The sequence below is a fragment of the Halobacillus dabanensis genome, assembly GCF_900114165.1.
In the GTDB taxonomy this organism is placed as follows: Bacteria; Bacillota; Bacilli; order Bacillales; family Halobacillaceae; genus Halobacillus; species Halobacillus dabanensis.
On record NZ_FOSB01000003.1, the window covers coordinates 217,536 to 236,178 of the forward strand.

An 18,643-nucleotide genomic window follows, 5' to 3' on the forward strand; every position below is an offset into this window, starting at 1 on the left:
ACTATTCATACGGCAACGAAGCCCGGTTATCTCGAAATCGAGTATTCCAGAATACTGCCACTTTCTTTAACGTTTAGAAGGAGTGAAGAGATGCTTAGCTCTATGATATTAGGGTAAGCATAAGGTGAGGTTTGTTTTTCAAAAGCTGATGGTTTAAAATAGCAACAGGTACTAATAACAAATACTAAATTAAACACTACCTCAAGGAGGATATGATTATGAACTTTTCATTAGAAGGACGCACATACGTTGTGATGGGTGTCGCGAATAAGCGAAGCATTGCCTGGGGAATCGCCCGTTCATTGCATGCGGCAGGAGCCCGTTTAATCTTCACCGTAGCATCCGAACGTTTTAAAAAATCTGTTCAGGAACTTGCAGATACACTTGAAGGAGGAGAAGAGTCCCTTGTATACGAGTGCGATGTAACAGATGATGAAGCTATTATTCAAACATTTGAAAGAATCGGAAATGATGTGGGTACGATTCACGGTCTGGCTCATTGTATCGCTTTTGCCAATAGGGAAGAACTGAAGGACGAGTTTTTAAATACAAGTCGTGACGGATTCTTGACAGCACATAACATTAGTTCTTATTCGTTGACTGCAGTTGCTCGTGCAGTGCAACCCTTGATGACAGACGGGGGCAGCATTTTGACACTCACTTACTTAGGTGGAGAACAAGTGGTGAAAAACTATAATGTTATGGGAGTAGCGAAAGCTAGTCTTGATGCGAGTGTTAAATACTTAGCAAATGATTTAGGTAAGCATAACATTCGTGTCAATGCGATATCTGCAGGCCCGATCCGCACTCTTTCCGCTAAAGGTGTGGGTGATTTCAATCAAATTCTTAAAGTTATTGAAGAACGTGCCCCATTGCGTCGTCCGGTTACTCAAGAAGAGGTCGGCGATACAGGGTATTACTTGATGAGTGATCTTTCCCGTGGTGTAACGGGTGAAATTATTCACGTCGATTCTGGTTTCAATACGGTTGCCTACTAAATAGTGCAAGCCCCTTTTCCAATGTGGAAGAGGGGCTTTTCTAATATTGATATATAAAATAAGATTATAGCCTTTTTAATAATAATAGGAACGGCACCTGCCCATGGCGCTCGTAAGATTTTTTGTATATTAAGTAAAATTGGGAACTCCAAATAAATTAGCATCTGCGTCCATGTAAAATGTAGACGAAAATACAGATATTTTGACGGATGTATACGAAGATGAACATGAATCTTAACTTGGGCATATACATAAAATGATGAACGAATGGAAAAGGAGAGATCAGGATGGCCGAAGAAAAACGACTTGCCAAGCAACCGATGCTTTATATTGTACAGCCGAAGAATTTGAAACCGGCGGAGGTACCGATGCAAACAAGCTTCCGGTCCCAACGTTCGCCTTCTTCAGATTTAGATTCGGGTAGTGAACAAACAACGAAAGAAGTTACTGCTGATGAAAAAGAAATGAGGATGCGAAGAAATAACGCTCCTCATCAGGAAGAATTGGCAAAATTAAAGTCGGAAGCTTCCGCATCTGCCGATAATAGGTCCGAAGAACTCCAGGAGACAGAGAAAGAAGAGAAACAGAAAAAAAGAACTACTCCCAGAGATCGGCGCCAACGTTTCCATGATATGTCATTAGAAGAGAAAGTGAATTATTTTTTTAATCTCTCTCCTCATGTTCCGAAAATGAAATGTGAAGTGGTCACAGAAGAAGAGCAATATCGTGGATATATTACGGATTATGTGGATGGATATGTACACATGAAGGTATTTCAAAGACCTTTTCAACGCGAGGTTGCTTTTGATTCCATTAAGGATATCCGTCTTCTCGGCTTTTAAAATGAATGATAACTTAAAAAACCGCGCAATCGATGCGCGGTTTTTTCTGGATATTACAGAGTTGCTGCAGCAGGAAGGCATGTAACATGGCAGAAACAGTTCAAGTCCACAGTAATGCAAATGCCAGAGGCGCGGAGATTTCTGCAACTCTGATCAGCTGGTGATTTTGGATCGAATCCCCGGCCATGACGTCCAGATTCTACATCGTCCTCATCTTCCCCATACCAACGGTCAGCAAAAAGGAGTTCAAGGATCGCGCATCCATCGTTATCAACGGATTTTACACGGAAGAAAAAGCTCCCTTTTACTTCACAATCGTCACCACTTCGTTTTGAACCGAATCCTTTAAAAGGTGTGCACCCATCTTTGCAGTATAGGATGACTGGAACTGTGTCAAAGCCTGAGCCTCCATTGGTATCACCTAGAAGGTCGGCGATCGATTGCTCACAACTCGTCGTACAATCGTGCATGACATCGTTCTGAGCATCGACGATATCTTTAAGGATATCAATTACACAAGAACCTGAATCGAAATTTTTTCCACAGCTCATTTTATATTTTCCCCTTTCCATACGTATTGACGTATTGTCTTTACTAGAATATGAAATGTAACTGTGTCGGTGTGGGCATTTGTCTCTTTTCTCCGAATCGAGACTTTTTTTGCTTATCATGGGCGCAAGACTATACCCATTTGGGGCAAACGCCATAGATTAGAAGTGAATTCGAATAAGGAGTGAATGGGATGTCTGAGAAAAAGAGGGTCATTCATGTGAAGGACCTTGTAATTAAAGCAGATAATGTTGTCATTGAACCACAACGGAACGATCGTCGTGACCATGATCGTGATGACCGTATCGATCCATTTTTTGGCGGACCAAGACGTCGTAGAGATGAAGAAGAAAGCAGTTCCAAACACCGAGAAGATGAATCTTCCGATCGCCGTGGAGGATTTCGCTGGTTCTAATTAATCAAGGAGTAGCCACTACTTGAAGTTGTAGTGGCTTTTTCTTCATGAGAAAGGATGGAATGAATGCTTAGTATCATGGAAGTTTTCTTAATAGCGCTGGCGAGTTTCCGTCTGACCCGGTTAATCGTCCGTGATTATATTATGGAATGGTTACGTCGTCCTTTTATCCATATAGAGGTTGTAATTAATGAGGAAGGAATAGAAGAGGAATGGGTGGAGCCGAACGGTTTTATCGGTGAAGGCTTGAGTTGTCAGTGGTGTGTGGGAGTATGGTCGTCATTTATTATGCTTCTCTTCTATATTATTGTGCCATATGGAGAGTGGCTTGTCTTCGTGTTTGCCATCGCAGGTTTACAGTCCATCCTGTATTCCTGGACGGATCGCCTATGACAAAGAAGAAAGAAAAGTCGTTGTTTGAAGTTTTGCAGGAAATAGATGTGGAAACGTCGAAAATGAATGGAATCATAAAGCAACCTGAAAAGAAATTTAATGAGTGGGAAAAAGACTTTCAAGCTTGGGATCGCCGTTTTTCTAAGCGGATGACAGACATGGAGAAGTTTTTGACCAAACAAATGGGAAAAATGGAGCGTTTCTTTGAATAGGTTAAATGGGTATAGGTAAACGAAGGAGGAGTATATATGGGATATATTCTACCTATAAATCATTATCAATACCAGGATTATCAAGTCAGAACAACCAAGGATGAGCGCTCACCATTCGCGTTTGAGAAAGTTTTTAAGGCAACACTTGATAACAAGTTGAAACAAAATGAACCTTATTCTCAAAAGCGTCTCAAATACCAAAAGTTAAATGGCATCCATATACCGAGGACGACACATGCTGTTTCAAGAGTCAGTCAGCCCCCTCATCCAGAAGAAGGTGATGCTATTCTTTCAAAAATGACAGGAAAAGGACAGAACTTTAGCGAAACTGTATAAAAAAGCTAAAGGAGTCATGTAGATGTCTTTCATCCAATTAAATGAGCAATGTTATTATTACCACAGTTCTGTAAATATAGGGTATGTTACAAAAGGGACAGATGGTGTTTTGATTGATTCAGGTATTGACCGTACCTCTGTTAAAAAGGTGCTCAAAGAACTGGAAGAACGAGAACTTCCTTTGACGCACCTTTTTATTACCCATGCACACGCGGATCATTATGGAGGTGCAGGATATGTCCAGAATAATCATGAGGTACATACCATTGCCCCTGTTTATGAAGAAGCTATTCTGAGAAACCCAAGTCTTGAACCACTTTATCTATTTGGGGGAAATGATCCACTCCCGGAGTTACAAAACAAGTTCCTGCAAGGCCCGCCAGTTAGGATTGACCAAGTGGTTGATGAAGGAGAGTTATTTTTTGGAGCGATAAAAGCGGATACCTTTTTGCTGCCAGGCCATAGCTATCACCAATTGGCGGTGATGGGGAATGGTATTCTTTATGCTGCCGATAGTTATTTTGGTATCGAAACTCTTCGCAAGCATAAGATTCCTTATGTGACAGATGTCAGTAAAACTATAGAGAGTTTGAGGAGGCTGTTATCTATGACCTGTGACGGAGCAGTTCCAGGTCACGGGTTATTTGAAGAAGATCCCGCGGGAACCATAAAAGCAAATATTACATACCATCAAGAGTTAAAAGAGTGGTTGCATAAATACATAAGAGAAAATGGAGTAGTCTCTCATGAAGTCATTGTGTCATCGATGTGTGACCACTTTGATGTACAACATGGGAACTTGCCCCAATGGCTATTATATAGGACAGCTGTGACCGCTTATTTAATTGGATTAAAAAAAGCGGACCTTGTTGAGGACCGCATTGCAGATCATAAATGGATGTTCCAAATTAAAAACCGATGAGAAATAAGTCTTTATCGCCTTCTTTATGTTCTGCGTACAATATTTCCTTTGGCCCATTGAAATCCTGGGCATCCAGCTGTTTTTTTAACCATTGTTCATCAAAACCGGCTTCCTTCAAATTATCCCAAATGATTTCTCCATCACTAATGATCGTCCGGGGAAGGGGAACATTTTCTGGCATTAATTTCATATCCTCCCGAGTGACGTTTTGGTAATTCGAGGCCTTTAAGACAGAAATCATTCCATCCGTTTCTAAGACTGCATACTCCACTTCCTGAATGGAAAAAACGTCTTTCGCACGTAAAAGATGCAGGAGCTGATTAATATCCAGTTTATTTTTTTTCAATTGCTCCCGGTCGATTTTTCCTTTGTATATGACAAGAGAAGGGCTTCCTTCAAGGATTTTTCGAGTTCTTTTATATTTCTGAGTAATTATTTCAGTAACAAAAATCAGGATACTCCATAATAAGATCGCATACCCGATATCAAGAATTCCTACTTCTGGATCGTATAATGCATTTCCTACTAATTCACCTAGTACTAATGCAGAGATGAAGTCAAAGGCAGTAATTTGAGTGATTTGTGATTTGCCGAGCAATTTCGTCATAATAAAAAGAGCAAAGAAGCCAAATAGCGTTTCTGTAGTAATTTGTAAGTAATCCATTAGTATTCTCACGACCCTTTACAGTTTCCTATAACTCCATTTTAGACAAAAGGACCTTATTATAAACGAAAAACTCTGGATCTAATTAGATCCAGAGTTTTTTTAGTGATTATGATATTTGTAAGATACTTATGAAAGAAATCATGACAGTGATTTAACCATCGTCACATGAGGGATGCCAGCATCCATGAATGGTTCAGAAACCGTTACATACCCGAGAGATTCGTAAAAAACTTCTGCATGAGTCTGAGCATTCAGCTTAGCTTTAGTATAGGCGTAATCGCGGATGACTTCTTCCATGGAATGGATGATCTGTTTCCCGAGTGATTGGCCGCGATATTCTTTTTTTACACAAATCCGTTCAAGTTTTCCGAAGCCTTGAACGAAACGTAAACGAGAAGCTGCAACAGGTTCGTCATTTAAATAACCAACAAAGTGAATGGCAGTCTCATCATATTCATCGAGTTCTAATTCAATGGGTACTTGTTGTTCCTCTACAAAGACGACGCGTCGTACAAGATACGCGTCGTCTTTTTGTTTTCTGCTATTAACTTTGAATATTTCCACCATTATTCACCCTTTACCGAGGCGGAATGTTTCATAAACACTCCATGCACCATTTTCAAGTTGATACAATAACTGGAAGCGATCGACTTTGTCATTCAGGTCGAATTTTAGCATGCGTAAACTGCCATATACATCAGAGAATTCCTCATCTGATAATTTTTGGGCGATGGTAATGTGTGGAACGAATGCAAAATCCTTTTCATCTGGTAGTTCTCCTGCGTGCAGTTTATCATTCAATTCAAAAATCTCTTCAGATGGTTCAATTTTCAAGTATATCGTATTGGTCACAGGGGAGAAGGAACTCACTTTATAAACACCGTACGTAAAAGGCTGGGTGTTTTTTGCGATCTCACTCAGCTCAGGAATAATTTTGTTTTCAATTTCTTGTTCGTCAGCTTCAAAAGCTTCTTTCATCGTTATATGTGGCGGAATCAACGCATAATGGGGATCATAACGTTTGCGGTAAGAATTTGCCACATCCTGTACTTTTTTTGATGGAAAAACTGCTATTCCGTATCTCATTGGACTAACCCTCCTGATTCTTCCTATATAACATTTATGCCTTACCAAACATTTTCAATAAAGCCCGTTCAAAATCCTTCTGCCATGTCCCCCATGTATGATCACCATCGAGTTCATGATAGGTATAGGAAAGCGATTGACGGTTCAAAAATTCTCGAAGTTTGCGGTTAGGTGCTAGAAAATCCTTCCTTACACCTTCGGTAGTCTCGACGTCCGTTTCTTCATTCCCTATCGTATGATAAATGGTTAAAGAAGAAAAGTCTTTCGTCGCCTTCACTACTTCTAAGACGTGTTCGTCCACATAGGGGCTCTGCATAATGACATTACCAAATATATTAGGAAACTTTACGGCTGTCATTAGCGCAAGTGTACCAGCTAAAGAATCCCCGACAAGTGTTCGTCCGCTTCCCATACAGTATCCAGGGAGCTCATCATCCAGGAATGGAACTACTTCACGGAGCAAAAAATTCACATAATCTGATTGTTTTTCTCCATCAGGATGATATTTATCTTGTCTATCGTATTTATCATTATAATGAATACCGATGAAAATGGTATTCTCAATATTACCCTCTTTATGGAGTTTGTCGCTTAATGTGGCTGCTCGCCCCATTGAGTAATAATCATTACCATCCTGCATAATACAGAAATGATATTTATATAATGGAGAAAAGTTCTTGGGAGTGTATATCCTTAACGTCATGGTCTCCTGTAAGTATTGGCTGTTTATTGTATACTCTTTCATCGACCCATCTCTACCCAAATTCCAAACACCTCCTAACAGCACAGAAAACTTCTAACTATGTCTTATTTAAACATTCTTATTTTATTTTATCACATAATTGTCTAAAAAGTTGTACAGATGATTATATGGATATAAATGGGGTTTACCTGTTGGGCGGAAAGCTTCTGTTGACATTTTAGTCGATTCATAGTATATTAATTCTTGTCAGTAACATAATTCTGATAGATTTTATCATATGATTCCGTAGCTCAGCTGGGAGAGCGCCACCTTGACAGGGTGGAGGTCGTTGGTTCGAGCCCAATCGGAATCACTTTATGAAAAAGCACGGTTTCTTAAGAAACCGTGCTTTTTCATTTTTATTGTAGGGGAGTGAAATATAAAGCCGTAAACTTATGAAGATGGTATTCGGGTTTAGGGAGCTTTACCTGGAAAAAAGATTGTATGTTCACTTCAGTTAAAAGTTATTTCATTAGGGCATGTTTTTAGTGATTAGACCTGTGAATAGTGAAAATTTTCCATGGCAATTCGTAGAAAGTGAACCTAATATTAAGGCGTTATTTATCTATTTGAACAAAGTAACTATTTTCCAATTAAATGCTGATTACATTATAATAAAAATCTCTTTAAAATTTATTGACACTATTTTTGTTCCGTAGTATATTATTACTTGTCAACAAAACAAGTCGACATTATTCTACATACGATTCCGTAGCTCAGCTGGGAGAGCGCCACCTTGACAGGGTGGAGGTCGTTGGTTCGAGCCCAATCGGAATCATCCATACAAAGTGCTGGAATGGCGCAGCTTCTCATCCAGGGAGAGGTTGCGTCATTTCTTTTTTAGGCCCTGTTTCTGGTGCTTACACTTGATTTGCTCCTGGAAAAGCGGTGATAGTTCTTCTTGCCAAGCTTTCAAAGACAGATCCCTTTTTAAAAACGGCGTGAGTAGATGGTAAAGAATGTCGCTGTCCAGAACCGCCTTTTTACTTCCCCCATATTACCTAATTCTTTCTAATCTCCGCAAAATCAGACAAAATCCGAGGATTTTTAAATATTATCGAAATCTAATCACCTGAGAACCATACATCGGTTTAAAACTTGGATCAGGCTTGTATTTCCTATGTGTATTGTACATTTAACTTTGTTAAAATTTAAAAATGCGTGAAAAAATTCAGTGATTTTATACTATTCCAGTAGCTTATTTACTTATTACTTCTATTTTTGTTTTACCTATTGTACCTCAGGCAGAGGTTACTAAATTAATAAAGCATTATGAATTTGGTTGTTCTCCTAACGTTCAATTGATTTGTAATTATGTTGCATTATATAAAATAGTTATACCAAAGTTAATGGTTAGGTAATCATCGAAGTAATACGGAATGTATAAAAGGTAAGAAGGAGATAGGAAGTAAACTATGAATAAAGGAAAAGGTGTTCTTTATGCTTCATTAGCAATCATGTCTGCTCTTGTTATTATGGGAGTATTGATGCCTTCAACGTTAGAGAGTGTTACTAGCAATGTCCAAAGTTTTATAATCAATTCATTTGGTTGGTATTACTTAGGGATCGTATCGGTTTATGTAGTCGTCTGTATTTATTTATTGGTAAGCCCTGTTGGTAAGATTAAACTCGGGAAACAAGATGACAAACCAGAGTTTTCGCGTCCTTCCTGGCTAGCCATGTTGTTTAGTGCGGGCATTGGAATTGGATTAATTTTCTATGGTACATTCGAGCCGCTTAGTCACTATGCAATAAGTTCTCCTACAGGTGAACTTGGCACAGACCAAGGGATCAAGGATGCTATGAGGTATACATTCTTCCACTACGGAATACATCCATGGGCAGTCTATGGATCTCTTGCTTTAGCTCTCGCTTACTTCAGCTTCAGAAAAGGAGAGCTAAGCTTAATTAGTAAAACATTGCGTCCGCTTATTGGCAAACATGCAGATGGATTAGTCGGTAAAATAATCGATGTCATAGCAGTTATTTCTACTATCATGGGTGTTGCGACATCACTGGGATTTGGCGCTATCCAAATAAACGGGGGATTAACGTATCTTTTTGGAGCACCAAGTAACATAACGACTCAGACGATCATCGTCCTTGTTGTAACCGTCCTCTTCATGGTGTCTGCCTTAACGGGTATAGGCAAAGGAATTAAGATCCTGAGTAATCTGAATATGGGTCTTTCGTTCTTTCTTTTCCTATTCGTGTTAGCTTTCGGTGCGACAGTTTTTACGTTGAATCTATTTATTGATACCCTGGGTGCTTACATGCAAAATCTAATTCAAATGAGTTTCCGAATTGCCCCACTTAATGAAGACACCCGGAGTTGGATTAATGGATGGACAATTTTCTATTGGGCATGGTGGATTGCTTGGGCACCATTTGTAGGTGTATTTATTGCCAGAGTATCGAAAGGGAGGACTATACGGGAGTTTGTTACGTATGTTCTACTAGCTCCCTCCCTTATTAGTTTCCTTTGGTTTACAACTTTCGGAGGAGCGGCTATTACAACAGAGTTGTCTGGGCTGGTGTCCATCTCTTCCTTATCAGCAGGAGAATCACTTTTTGGTGTTTTAGAAACATACCCACTTAGCATGGTGTTTTCTATGTTAGCCATTTTGATTATTGTTACATTCTTTGTGACTTCCGCGGATTCTGGCACATTTGTTTTAGGTATGATGACAACGAACGGTTCTCAAAATCCAAGCAGGCAAATAAAAGTGACTTGGGGGATCTATCTTTCCATCACTGCTCTAGCTCTACTTTATTCGGGAGGGTTACAAGCTCTTCAAAACACTATGATTATTGCAGCATTGCCATTTTCGGTTATAATGGCGTTCATGGTAATAAGTTTTCTTAAATCTTTAAATCAGGAAGCGAAAGAGTTGGGAATAGGTCAGCTCAGCAATAATAAAAAAATTGCCAACAAGCGAATCAATGAGAGTCCAATAGAGGAAAGAAAAAAGGTGCAATAGTATAAAAGAAAGCTTTGTATTAATCTCATTCTGATCGATACAAGTCTTAATGTTTTCCCAGGCCATCAAAAAGAAGTTTAAAAAGAATATACGGTTATCAACTATTTCAAATGATAAAAATGGCGCAGCTTCTCATCAAGGGAGGGGTTGCGCCATTTCTTTTTGTATTACAGCAATAGTAGTTTATAAGAAAAACTACGCAAAAAGTGGGCTGAGAGATACCAAGGATTTATGTTTTTATGTTGATTAAAAGGAGGGAGGAGAAACCCTCCTTTCAATATGGAGCACTTATTTATACTTCTTGAAAGTTTATCGAGAGGATTCGGTCCGTATTCGGGTTATAAATGATTGTTCCCTGGATATTCATTGTTTCTTGAGGGGATTGCATGACAAACGTATAAACTTCTTTTATTTGGTTGTTATTTTGGGGATTTTCGGATACTTTACTATAATCCGTCGCTTTATAGTCAGGATATGCTGCTTGAACAATCTCTAAAAGATATTTTCCCCATTTTTCTTCCTCCAACTCAGGGGAGGCGCTGATCTCTACATTAATTATCCCTGCATCTATATTTGCACCAAGCGTTTCAAAGGCTCTTCTGTGTAAATTCACTTTATTTTCAGGGTAGTTAGGAACCTGGTCGACAACGGTCACAATGATCTCTCTACCATTAGATAAGTTCTTGATCTTTATTGTTTGCCCGCACTGATACCCAGAGTTGCGGCCAACAGCTACGGTCATGTACCGGTTTGTGGACCATGGAATCCCACATTGGGTCACTGTACCTCCATCTGTCCAACTGGCCTGCCCCCGAATGGGCTGCCTGGTCCCATAGTGTCCGAATTGGAATTGGTTCTCATAGTAACCAAGGTAAGGGTAACGTGTGTAAGAATGCGCTTGATAAGGATGAGGTACATAGGGGTAGCCATACGGCATGGAATAAAAATTGGAGTGCATGTATTTTCCTCCTGTCTTTTCTTCAATATCCTCCATAGCCTATGTAGGAACTGGTCATCTTGTGAAACAAGGGGAATCCATGCCTCTTTTGAGAGGTTTTGCCGGATTCCTTGGTGTATAAAATAAATGGAGATCTACCTACCTGCCGCTCAGTTTTCCGAATAAAGAAAAGAGGATTTTTTAATCTGGGCTGAAAACTAATGATGACCATCCAGGTTCAATCGATGAGAACAGACCAATGATCTTCCTTTAATGGGTAGGGGTTTGCCTTGAAAATATGGGTATAAACTGCTTTTAATTCTTGATACAGACTTTTGGAATGAATGGTACATAAATAGTGACTTTGATTTTTATGAAAGGAACGGAGTTTATGTAAATCAAGATCAATGGTATAAGAGTAAAAGGCTTCCGGACTCCTCAAGAAAGGTTTCTCGGAGGGGGACTCATTATTATCTGCCAGAGGCTCTTTACTGTGTATTCTTACTCTCTTGGGGGTTTTTCTATCTTCTTCAAGTTCTTGTTCAACACTATAAAACTTGGAATAAGGGTAGACGGAATCATTATCGATATAACTGGTCCGAAAGCTGAATTCTACAGCCCCATGGTCTCCAGCTACAATACAAAAAGCAAGATAGGTAGGTTTTGTTGCAGCGTCCTGAACGATTTCTTCTTGATTGCTAAAGCAGTGACAAAAGCTTTTAATCATGACCGCACCGACCTTTTGATAGATTTTGGCTCATTATATCATGTTTTTTAGTGATTGAGAGATGCGGATATTAAGAGGGAAAGCAAGGGAGAATTCATACCACGAAAAAAAGAAGCCGAGGGTGGCTTCTTTTTATTAACCATTTACCGGTATACCTCCATTTACGTGAAGCATCTGGCCTGTTACGTAACTCGCGTCTTCGCTCGCTAAATATACATAGGCGCTGGCAACTTCATAAGGTTGACCTGGTCTCCCCATAGGATTTGTCGAACCGAATTCAGCAACTTTTTGTTTATCAAAACTAGCTGGGATCAGTGGGGTCCATATCGGGCCAGGGGCTACACCGTTGACACGAATTCCTTTATCCACTACAGACTTAGCCAAGGAACGGGTGAATGCTGTAATGGCTCCTTTAGTGGAAGAATAATCAATAAGCTGTTCGTTTCCTTGATAAGCAGTGACCGAAGACGTATTAATGATACTGCTCCCTTTTTTTAGATGGGGGAGGACTGCTTTAGCCATATACACATAAGAGAAAAAATTGACACGGAATGTTTTTTCTAATTGTTCATTAGTAATTGCTGTAAGGTCCTTTTGTGGGTATTGAACTGCAGCGTTATTGACAAGGATATCAATCTGACTAAAGTCTTTTATAATCTTATTTACTGTCGTATCACAAAATTCCGCTCCCCCGATATCGCCATTATAAAGCTGGCATTGACAGCCTTCTGCTTCGACTAACTGTTTCGTTTTTTCAGCGTCTTCTTGTTCATTCAGGTAGAGGATAGCTACATTTGCCCCTTCTTTAGCAAAATAGAGACTGACAGCCCTTCCGATTCCACTGTCGCCCCCAGAGATAATTGCGACTTTACCTCTTAATTTCCCACTTCCCTGATAATTTTTGTTTACGTATTCCGGGAGTGGTTTCATTTCATGTTCAAAACCCGGCTGCCTTTCCTGGTGCTGTTTCGGTTGAATTTCCTTCGGTTTTTTACTCACTACAACCGCTCCTTATATGTAAAATTTTGGATGGCCTAGTCATCCATTTTTAGGGTGTCCAGGTCATCCAATTTCATCCAAATGGCGAATGTTTTCTAGTTGGAAATGTCATAGTGTCAAAATGGAGGCAGTTTGATTTGACATTTCGTCCATTGATGCAAAAATTTTCTGAATTTATAATATATTTGAAGGGTGAAAAGCAACAGAATCTACTATTTAGAGGTGAAAAAATGGAGACAACTTTCTCGAAGAAGAATCAGGTGGTCATTCAGAATTTCATTCACGGCGAGTGGATTTCATCAGAAGGTGGGCAATTGGAGGAAGTACCCAACCCTGCGACTGGAGAAATTATTGCAAGTGTCCCTATTTCAACGAAAGAGGATGTAGATAAAGCGGTCCAATCAGCTAGAGAAGCATTCAAAACGTGGAAAAAGGTGCCGGTACCGAAACGCGCACGGATCATGTTTAAGTACCACCAACTTTTAGTTGAGAATCGTGATGAATTAGCAAAAGCGCTAACCCAGGAAAATGGGAAGACAATGAAGGACGCTACTGGAGAAGTGCAGCGAGGAATCGAATGTGTAGAGTTTGCTGCTGGAGCACCAAGTTTAATGATGGGTGATGTCCTGCCTGATATAGCGGAAGGAATCGATTCGGGAATGTATCGATACCCAGTGGGGGTCGTCGGCGGCATCACTCCATTTAACTTTCCAATGATGGTGCCATTATGGATGTTCCCACTTGCGATTGTATGTGGAAATACATTTGTCCTGAAGCCTTCAGAACGTACTCCAATCCTTGCAAAAATGCTTGTAGAACTTATCCATGAAGCCGGACTTCCGAAAGGAGTGCTCAACCTCGTCAATGGATCCCATGATGTCGTAAATGGCTTGCTTGAGCATGAAGAAATTGATGCTATTTCATTTGTCGGTTCCCAGCCTGTTGCGGAATACGTATATAAAACAGCGGCTGATCACGGAAAACGTGTGCAGGCGCTTGCAGGTGCGAAAAACCATTCGATTGTAATGCCTGACTGTAATCTTGATAAATCGGTGGAAGGAATAATTAATGCTGCCTTCGGTAGTGCAGGAGAGCGTTGCATGGCGTGTTCCGTTGTGGTCGCCGTCGGGGATATAGCAGATGATCTTGTAACAAAATTGAAGTCAGCAGCCGATCAATTATACGTTGGCAATGGTTTGGAAACAGAAACAGACTTGGGACCACTGATTCGTGATTCCCACCGTGAACGTGTACTTGGTTATATTGAAAAAGGAGAACAGGAGAATGCGACCCTTGTCCGTGATGGTCGTGTCGAACTCCGAGAAAATGAGTCGGGGTATTTCCTGGGTGCGACAATTTTCGACTATGTAACTGATGAAATGAAGATTTGGAAAGATGAAATCTTCGCTCCAGTGTTAAGTATTGTACGCGCAGAAACCCTAGATGAGGCGATTGAAACAGCAAACAAATCTGAGTTCGCGAATGGTGCAGTGATTTATACATCGAGCGGAAAAGCCGTCCAACAGTTCAGAGAAGAGATGGATGCGGGAATGCTCGGTGTCAATGTTAACGTACCTGCTCCGATGGCCTTCTTCCCTTTCTCTGGTAACAAAAAATCTTTCTATGGTGATTTGCATGCCAATGGTAAAGATGGAATTAACTTCTACACGAAGCGGAAAATGCTCACCCAACGCTGGTATTGACCTGATGGATGTGCGGAAACTTCTTAACGAATTTCCGCCATCTTCCATTAAAAAACCACACATTCTACTGTATTAATATCAACACCTCCCAAAAGTTTTACAAAATATCTATTCCTCATAATCGAACATTTTACATTATGTATAATGGAAAAATTCCAGAGTTGATGTAAAGTATAATTAGTTATTTAAATATTCAGTAAATATTGAAAATTAAATTTACTGATAGAGCTAAGGAAATCAGAGGTTGGGGATTTGGTTTTCTGAACGTGATCGATAAAGCTCTATATAATAACAAATCATTACATAAGGAGGAATTACTGTGTCTGATAAAGTACAAATCGGTTTGATCCAAGCTTCTCACGATGTAGATGGTAACGAGCCCGTAGAAGTTCATAAAGAACAGTCCATCGAAAAACATATTAAATTGGTAAAAGAAGCAGCGGAAAAAGGGGCGCAAATCATATGTCTACAAGAAATTTTTTATGGTCCATATTTTTGTTCAGAACAAAACCCGAAGTGGTATGACTCTGCAGAAGAGATTCCGAATGGCCCGACGACGATACGTTTCCAGGAGCTCGCTAAAGAGTTGGGTGTAGTTATTGTTCTACCGATTTATGAAAGAGAAGGTATTGCAACCTATTACAATACAGCAGCAGTGATAGATGCGGACGGTTCTTATCTAGGTAAATATCGCAAACATCACATTCCTCAAGTGGGTGTCGGGGACAAAGGTTATGGATTCTGGGAAAAATACTACTTTAAACCTGGTAACCTGGGATACCCAGTATTCGATACCGCTTTTGCAAAAGTAGGTGTTTATATTTGCTATGACCGCCATTTTCCTGAAGGTGCAAGAGTGTTAGGTTTGAACGGCGCAGAAGTCGTTTTCAATCCATCTGCTACGGTAGCAGGTCTATCAGAGTATCTTTGGAAGTTAGAACAACCCGCTCATGCAGTAGCGAATGGGTACTATCTTGGTGCCATCAACCGTGTTGGATATGAAGGACCATGGAACATGGGTGAATTTTATGGACAATCTTATCTAGTCGATCCAAGGGGTAATTTTGTTGCAACTGCAAGTCGTGATAAAGATGAGGTCATCATCGGGGAAATGGATAAGAAGTTTATCCGTGAAGTGCGTGATACCTGGCAGTTTTACCGCGATCGACGCCCGGAAACGTATGAAAAAATGGGTGAGCTTCTCCCTTAACATAACTTCTCAGGCATCATGTGTAAGTTCTGCATAGATCAAAGGAAAATCAAACATTTTTCTTTATGCAGAACTTTTTTATTAGGATTGCTCAGCTTTGGTTTGAATACCATTTCCAGGCAGCTTTCGCTTTTTTGACAAGGATTTGTTGAAAATACTGGGGGATGGAGGGGGAACCCTTTTTTTAACCCTCACAGTGTTCGTTAACAAAACCTTCAATTAAAGGAGGTAAACACCAGTGACTCAGTTAAAGAGTAAAGGGATTTCTTTAGAGAACTTGAAAGTGAATTTCGACGAGGTGCATGACGGGTTGAATGCCCAGGAAGCAATGGAAGAGTCTAACCGCTGCTTATACTGTTATGATGCTCCTTGTATCCAGGCTTGTCCGACTGGGATAGATATTCCGAAGTTTATTAAAAAAATCGCATCCGGAAACTTGAAAGGATCAGCAACGACAATTATGTCATCGAACCCTGTTGGGGCAACGTGTGCACGTGTTTGTCCGACAGAAGAGTTGTGTGAAGGCGCTTGTGTATTGAACCACTCGACAGAACCGATTTTAATTGGAGACTTGCAGCGTTTCGCTACTGATTGGGCAATTAAAAATGAACAACTACTCTTTAAGCCCGGGCAGAAAAACGGGAAAAAAGTTGCAGTTGTCGGGGGTGGTCCTGCAGGTTTATCGGCAGCGAGAGAACTCGCGCGTTTCGGTTATGACGTAACCATTTTTGAAGCCGAAGCCGAAGCAGGAGGTCTTGATACGTATGGAATTGTATCTTTCCGATTGCCTCAGGATATTTCCAGATGGGAAGTAGATCAGGTCGAAAAGTTAGATGTTGAAATCCGCACGAATACCAAAGTCGGAACAGATGTCTCTTTTGATGAATTGTCCAAGGGATACGATTCGATTGTCCTTACGATCGGGATGGGGAACGTTCCGATGCTTGGCATTGAAGGAGAAGATTTGCGCGGAGTTCACGATGCGATCGATTTTGTTAAAAGTACGAAATCAGGACCTATTACAGATGAATTACTAGGTAAGAATGTTGTCGTTGTAGGTGCAGGGAACACGGCTATCGATGCCGCGACATGCGCGGCACGTAAAGGGGCTGGGGATGTCAAGATTGTGTACCGCCGTACGAGGAAAGAGATGACAGCTTATGAGTTTGAATATGACTTTGCGAAACAAGATGATGTAGACTTCCATTGGCTAACGCAGCCGATTGAAATTATCGGAGATGAGAATGGGCAAGTAACACATCTTAAATGCGTAAAAATGGCGCTTGGAGAACCAGATGCAGATGGCCGTAGGAGACCATCACCAGTGGAAGGTTCTGAATTCGTAATGGAAGTCGATGCCGTTATTAAGGCGATCGGTCAATCAAGGTACACCGATTTGATTGAAGGGTTTGGGCTGGATCATGAAGGTGGAGTTGTCACAGTCGACCCGGAAACATTGCAAACCTCCAACCCGAAAGTGTTTGCAGCAGGTGATGTGATTTTTGCTAAAGGCCAAGGAGAAGCGATGGTAGTTACAGCAGCTCAACAAGGAAAAGAAGCTGCAATGGCAATTCATAAACACCTCGCCCCTGAACCCACACATGCCTATAAAAAATTCAACAAGGAGGAACATACATGGCTGACTTAAGTTTGAACCTTGCAGGAATCAAATCACCGAATCCCTTTTGGCTTGCTTCTGCACCGCCGACAAATTCAGGATACCAGGTACAGCGAGCGTTTGAAGCAGGTTGGGGAGGAGCTGTTTGGAAGACGTTGGGAGAGCCGATTCTTAACGTATCTTCACGTTTTGCTGCGGTGGGTTTTAACGGCAAGAAAGTAGCTGGATTCAACAACATTGAATTAATTACGGATCGCCCACTTGAAGTGAATTTGAAAGAGATCTATGAAACAAAGAAAAAGTTTCCTAATCATGCAATCATCGCTTCGTTAATGGTAGAACCGACGCAAGAAAAATGGCATGAAATAGTCAAACGTGTGGAAGATGTGGGTGTGGATGGGCTTGAATTAAACTTTGGATGTCCTCATGGAATGGCAGAAAGAGGTATGGGAGCTGCCTCTGGTCAGGTACCTGAGCTTGTCGAAAAGCAGACCATGTGGGCAAAAGAAGTAGCTCAAACCCCCGTCATCGTTAAATTGACTCCGAATATTACCGATATCACTTTTACTGCAGAAGCGGCCGTCAATGGTGGTGCCGATGCCGTTAGTATGATCAATACAATCAATAGTTTAGCCGGGGTGGATATCGATACATGGGATACGATTCCGAACGTCGCCGGTAAAGGGGCACATGGAGGTTACTGTGGTCCTGCTGTAAAACCAATCGCTCTGAATATGGTTGCAGAATGTGCCCGCCATCCGAAAATAAATGTGCCAATCTCCGGAATGGGGGGAGTATCAAGCTGGCGAGAAGCGGTGGAATTCATGTTAATGGGAGCAACGGGGGTTCAAGTATGTACAGCCGCTATGCACCATGGGTTTAGTATTGTGGAAGATATGAAAGACGGGTTGAACAATTACCTGGATGAAAAAGGTATCGATTCTGTAATGGATCTTGTCGGTAAATCTGTCGAGAAATATTCCGACTGGGGCAATTTAGACCTTAATCACCAGATTGTCGCTAAAATCAATAACGATGTATGTATCAACTGTAACAAGTGCCATATTGCTTGTGAAGATACGTCACACCAGTGTATCGATATGTTGAAGGATGCGAATGGAAACGACATCTTAAAGGTGCGTGAAGAAGACTGTGTCGGTTGTAATTTATGCAGCATCGTCTGCCCTGTGGATGGTGCGATCGATATGGTTGAATACGCAAATGGTAAGCCGCCGATGACTTGGAATGAAAGACAGGCGGCTATTGGGGCAGTTTCATCGTGTGATGTCGATTTAATCAAATAAAC

Annotated in this window: 20 protein-coding genes and 2 tRNA genes; 14 read left to right on the forward strand and 8 right to left on the reverse strand. The window is 40.8% G+C overall.

All coding sequences use genetic code 11. The features are described 5' to 3' along the window. The first annotated feature begins 218 nt into the window (after window positions 1–218). Both fabI and BMZ58_RS07050 read left to right on the forward strand, forming a co-directional pair. Complete coding sequence (gene fabI, locus BMZ58_RS07045; RefSeq protein WP_075035843.1) at window positions 219–998, forward strand: enoyl-ACP reductase FabI; 780 nt, start codon at window positions 219–221, stop codon at window positions 996–998. A gap of 287 nt (window positions 999–1,285) precedes the next feature. Further along, the gene (locus BMZ58_RS07050; RefSeq protein WP_075035844.1) at window positions 1,286–1,840 is read left to right on the forward strand and encodes a CotO family spore coat protein; all 555 of its coding nucleotides are present in this window, start codon (window positions 1,286–1,288) and stop codon (window positions 1,838–1,840) included. A gap of 53 nt (window positions 1,841–1,893) precedes the next feature. Here the strand turns inward: BMZ58_RS07050 and BMZ58_RS07055 are convergent, their stop codons facing one another. Then, on the reverse strand, window positions 1,894–2,391 hold the full coding sequence (locus BMZ58_RS07055) for a CotY/CotZ family spore coat protein (protein ID WP_075035845.1): 498 nt from the start codon (window positions 2,389–2,391) through the stop codon (window positions 1,894–1,896). Between the two features lie 191 nt (window positions 2,392–2,582). Between BMZ58_RS07055 and BMZ58_RS07060 the strand changes: the two genes are divergently transcribed. From BMZ58_RS07060 to BMZ58_RS07080, 5 genes are all read left to right on the forward strand, one after another. Then, entirely contained in the window at window positions 2,583–2,804 is a 222-nt protein-coding gene (locus tag BMZ58_RS07060) for a hypothetical protein (protein ID WP_075035846.1), read from the forward strand. Window positions 2,805–2,870: 66 nt separating this feature from the next. Then, window positions 2,871–3,197: a DUF1360 domain-containing protein gene (locus BMZ58_RS07065; RefSeq protein ID WP_075035847.1), complete on the forward strand. Its 327-nt coding sequence runs from the start codon at window positions 2,871–2,873 to the stop codon at window positions 3,195–3,197. After that, window positions 3,194–3,409 (forward strand): hypothetical protein, encoded by a 216-nt coding sequence (locus tag BMZ58_RS07070; protein WP_075035848.1) that lies wholly within the window; start codon window positions 3,194–3,196, stop codon window positions 3,407–3,409. Before BMZ58_RS07065 ends, BMZ58_RS07070 begins: the two co-directional genes overlap by 4 nt. Window positions 3,410–3,445: 36 nt before the next feature. Then, window positions 3,446–3,745: a hypothetical protein gene (locus BMZ58_RS07075; RefSeq protein WP_075035849.1), complete on the forward strand. Its 300-nt coding sequence runs from the start codon at window positions 3,446–3,448 to the stop codon at window positions 3,743–3,745. A 22-nt stretch (window positions 3,746–3,767) separates the two neighbouring features. Next, window positions 3,768–4,667: an MBL fold metallo-hydrolase gene (locus tag BMZ58_RS07080; RefSeq protein ID WP_075035850.1), complete on the forward strand. Its 900-nt coding sequence runs from the start codon at window positions 3,768–3,770 to the stop codon at window positions 4,665–4,667. On the opposite strand, the gene BMZ58_RS07085 is transcribed toward BMZ58_RS07080, so the two are convergent. The 4 genes from BMZ58_RS07085 to BMZ58_RS07100 all read right to left on the reverse strand — a co-directional run bounded on the left by BMZ58_RS07085 (window position 4,654) and on the right by BMZ58_RS07100 (window position 7,183). After that, entirely contained in the window at window positions 4,654–5,331 is a 678-nt protein-coding gene (locus tag BMZ58_RS07085; protein ID WP_075035851.1) for a DUF421 domain-containing protein, read from the reverse strand. The genes BMZ58_RS07080 and BMZ58_RS07085 overlap by 14 nt on opposite strands. Before the next feature lie 141 nt (window positions 5,332–5,472). Next, window positions 5,473–5,898 carry a GNAT family N-acetyltransferase gene (locus tag BMZ58_RS07090; protein ID WP_075035852.1) on the reverse strand — a complete coding sequence of 142 codons (426 nt, stop codon included), beginning with the start codon at window positions 5,896–5,898 and terminating at the stop codon, window positions 5,473–5,475. A gap of 6 nt (window positions 5,899–5,904) precedes the next feature. Next, the gene (locus BMZ58_RS07095) at window positions 5,905–6,420 is read right to left on the reverse strand and encodes a YjcG family protein (RefSeq protein WP_075035853.1); all 516 of its coding nucleotides are present in this window, start codon (window positions 6,418–6,420) and stop codon (window positions 5,905–5,907) included. Between the two features lie 34 nt (window positions 6,421–6,454). Further along, complete coding sequence (locus BMZ58_RS07100; RefSeq protein ID WP_075035854.1) at window positions 6,455–7,183, reverse strand: alpha/beta hydrolase; 729 nt, start codon at window positions 7,181–7,183, stop codon at window positions 6,455–6,457. Window positions 7,184–7,402: 219 nt separating this feature from the next. Here BMZ58_RS07100 and BMZ58_RS07105 point away from each other — a divergent pair. From BMZ58_RS07105 to BMZ58_RS07115, 3 genes are all read left to right on the forward strand, one after another. Further along, window positions 7,403–7,475 (forward strand) — tRNA-Val (locus BMZ58_RS07105). Window positions 7,476–7,867: 392 nt separating this feature from the next. Further along, a tRNA-Val gene (locus BMZ58_RS07110) sits at window positions 7,868–7,940 on the forward strand. Window positions 7,941–8,577: 637 nt separating this feature from the next. Beyond that, window positions 8,578–10,143, forward strand: a complete 1,566-nt coding sequence (locus tag BMZ58_RS07115) for a BCCT family transporter (RefSeq protein WP_075035855.1) — start codon at window positions 8,578–8,580, stop codon at window positions 10,141–10,143. A gap of 292 nt (window positions 10,144–10,435) precedes the next feature. Here the strand turns inward: BMZ58_RS07115 and BMZ58_RS07120 are convergent, their stop codons facing one another. The 3 genes from BMZ58_RS07120 to BMZ58_RS07130 form a co-directional block, all read right to left on the reverse strand. After that, window positions 10,436–11,101, reverse strand: a complete 666-nt coding sequence (locus tag BMZ58_RS07120; RefSeq protein WP_075035856.1) for a DUF3889 domain-containing protein — start codon at window positions 11,099–11,101, stop codon at window positions 10,436–10,438. 217 nt (window positions 11,102–11,318) lie between these two features. Continuing rightward, window positions 11,319–11,807 (reverse strand): hypothetical protein, encoded by a 489-nt coding sequence (locus tag BMZ58_RS07125; protein ID WP_075035857.1) that lies wholly within the window; start codon window positions 11,805–11,807, stop codon window positions 11,319–11,321. Between the two features lie 135 nt (window positions 11,808–11,942). Next, window positions 11,943–12,806: an SDR family oxidoreductase gene (locus BMZ58_RS07130; protein WP_075035858.1), complete on the reverse strand. Its 864-nt coding sequence runs from the start codon at window positions 12,804–12,806 to the stop codon at window positions 11,943–11,945. Window positions 12,807–13,036: 230 nt separating this feature from the next. Between BMZ58_RS07130 and BMZ58_RS07135 the strand changes: the two genes are divergently transcribed. From BMZ58_RS07135 to preA, 4 genes are all read left to right on the forward strand, one after another. Next, window positions 13,037–14,509 carry a CoA-acylating methylmalonate-semialdehyde dehydrogenase gene (locus tag BMZ58_RS07135; RefSeq protein ID WP_075036004.1) on the forward strand — a complete coding sequence of 491 codons (1,473 nt, stop codon included), beginning with the start codon at window positions 13,037–13,039 and terminating at the stop codon, window positions 14,507–14,509. Between the two features lie 319 nt (window positions 14,510–14,828). Further along, window positions 14,829–15,719 carry a nitrilase-related carbon-nitrogen hydrolase gene (locus tag BMZ58_RS07140; RefSeq protein WP_075035859.1) on the forward strand — a complete coding sequence of 297 codons (891 nt, stop codon included), beginning with the start codon at window positions 14,829–14,831 and terminating at the stop codon, window positions 15,717–15,719. Between the two features lie 238 nt (window positions 15,720–15,957). Next, a complete protein-coding gene (locus tag BMZ58_RS07145; RefSeq protein WP_075035860.1) occupies window positions 15,958–17,367 on the forward strand; it encodes an NAD(P)-dependent oxidoreductase in 1,410 nt (469 codons plus the stop codon). Next, window positions 17,355–18,641 (forward strand): NAD-dependent dihydropyrimidine dehydrogenase subunit PreA, encoded by a 1,287-nt coding sequence (gene preA / locus BMZ58_RS07150; RefSeq protein ID WP_075035861.1) that lies wholly within the window; start codon window positions 17,355–17,357, stop codon window positions 18,639–18,641. The genes BMZ58_RS07145 and preA overlap by 13 nt, the downstream gene beginning before the upstream one ends. Window positions 18,642–18,643: the final 2 nt, after the last annotated feature.

Bases quoted from the DNA above. Each gene is read 5' to 3' on its own strand.
- BMZ58_RS07055 (WP_075035845.1), bottom strand. From the start codon at position 2,391: ATGAGCTGTGGAAAAAATTTCGATTCAGGTTCTTGTGTAATTGATATC.
- BMZ58_RS07065 (WP_075035847.1), top strand. From the start codon at position 2,871: ATGCTTAGTATCATGGAAGTTTTCTTAATAGCGCTGGCGAGTTTCCGT.
- BMZ58_RS07085 (WP_075035851.1), bottom strand. From the start codon at position 5,331: ATGGATTACTTACAAATTACTACAGAAACGCTATTTGGCTTCTTTGCT.
- BMZ58_RS07125 (WP_075035857.1), bottom strand. From the start codon at position 11,807: ATGATTAAAAGCTTTTGTCACTGCTTTAGCAATCAAGAAGAAATCGTT.
- BMZ58_RS07135 (WP_075036004.1), top strand. From the start codon at position 13,037: ATGGAGACAACTTTCTCGAAGAAGAATCAGGTGGTCATTCAGAATTTC.
- BMZ58_RS07120 (WP_075035856.1), bottom strand. From the start codon at position 11,101: ATGCACTCCAATTTTTATTCCATGCCGTATGGCTACCCCTATGTACCT.
- BMZ58_RS07115 (WP_075035855.1), top strand. From the start codon at position 8,578: ATGAATAAAGGAAAAGGTGTTCTTTATGCTTCATTAGCAATCATGTCT.
- BMZ58_RS07075 (WP_075035849.1), top strand. From the start codon at position 3,446: ATGGGATATATTCTACCTATAAATCATTATCAATACCAGGATTATCAA.
- fabI (WP_075035843.1), top strand. From the start codon at position 219: ATGAACTTTTCATTAGAAGGACGCACATACGTTGTGATGGGTGTCGCG.
- BMZ58_RS07060 (WP_075035846.1), top strand. From the start codon at position 2,583: ATGTCTGAGAAAAAGAGGGTCATTCATGTGAAGGACCTTGTAATTAAA.
- BMZ58_RS07095 (WP_075035853.1), bottom strand. From the start codon at position 6,420: ATGAGATACGGAATAGCAGTTTTTCCATCAAAAAAAGTACAGGATGTG.
- preA (WP_075035861.1), top strand. From the start codon at position 17,355: ATGGCTGACTTAAGTTTGAACCTTGCAGGAATCAAATCACCGAATCCC.
- BMZ58_RS07070 (WP_075035848.1), top strand. From the start codon at position 3,194: ATGACAAAGAAGAAAGAAAAGTCGTTGTTTGAAGTTTTGCAGGAAATA.
- BMZ58_RS07050 (WP_075035844.1), top strand. From the start codon at position 1,286: ATGGCCGAAGAAAAACGACTTGCCAAGCAACCGATGCTTTATATTGTA.
- BMZ58_RS07080 (WP_075035850.1), top strand. From the start codon at position 3,768: ATGTCTTTCATCCAATTAAATGAGCAATGTTATTATTACCACAGTTCT.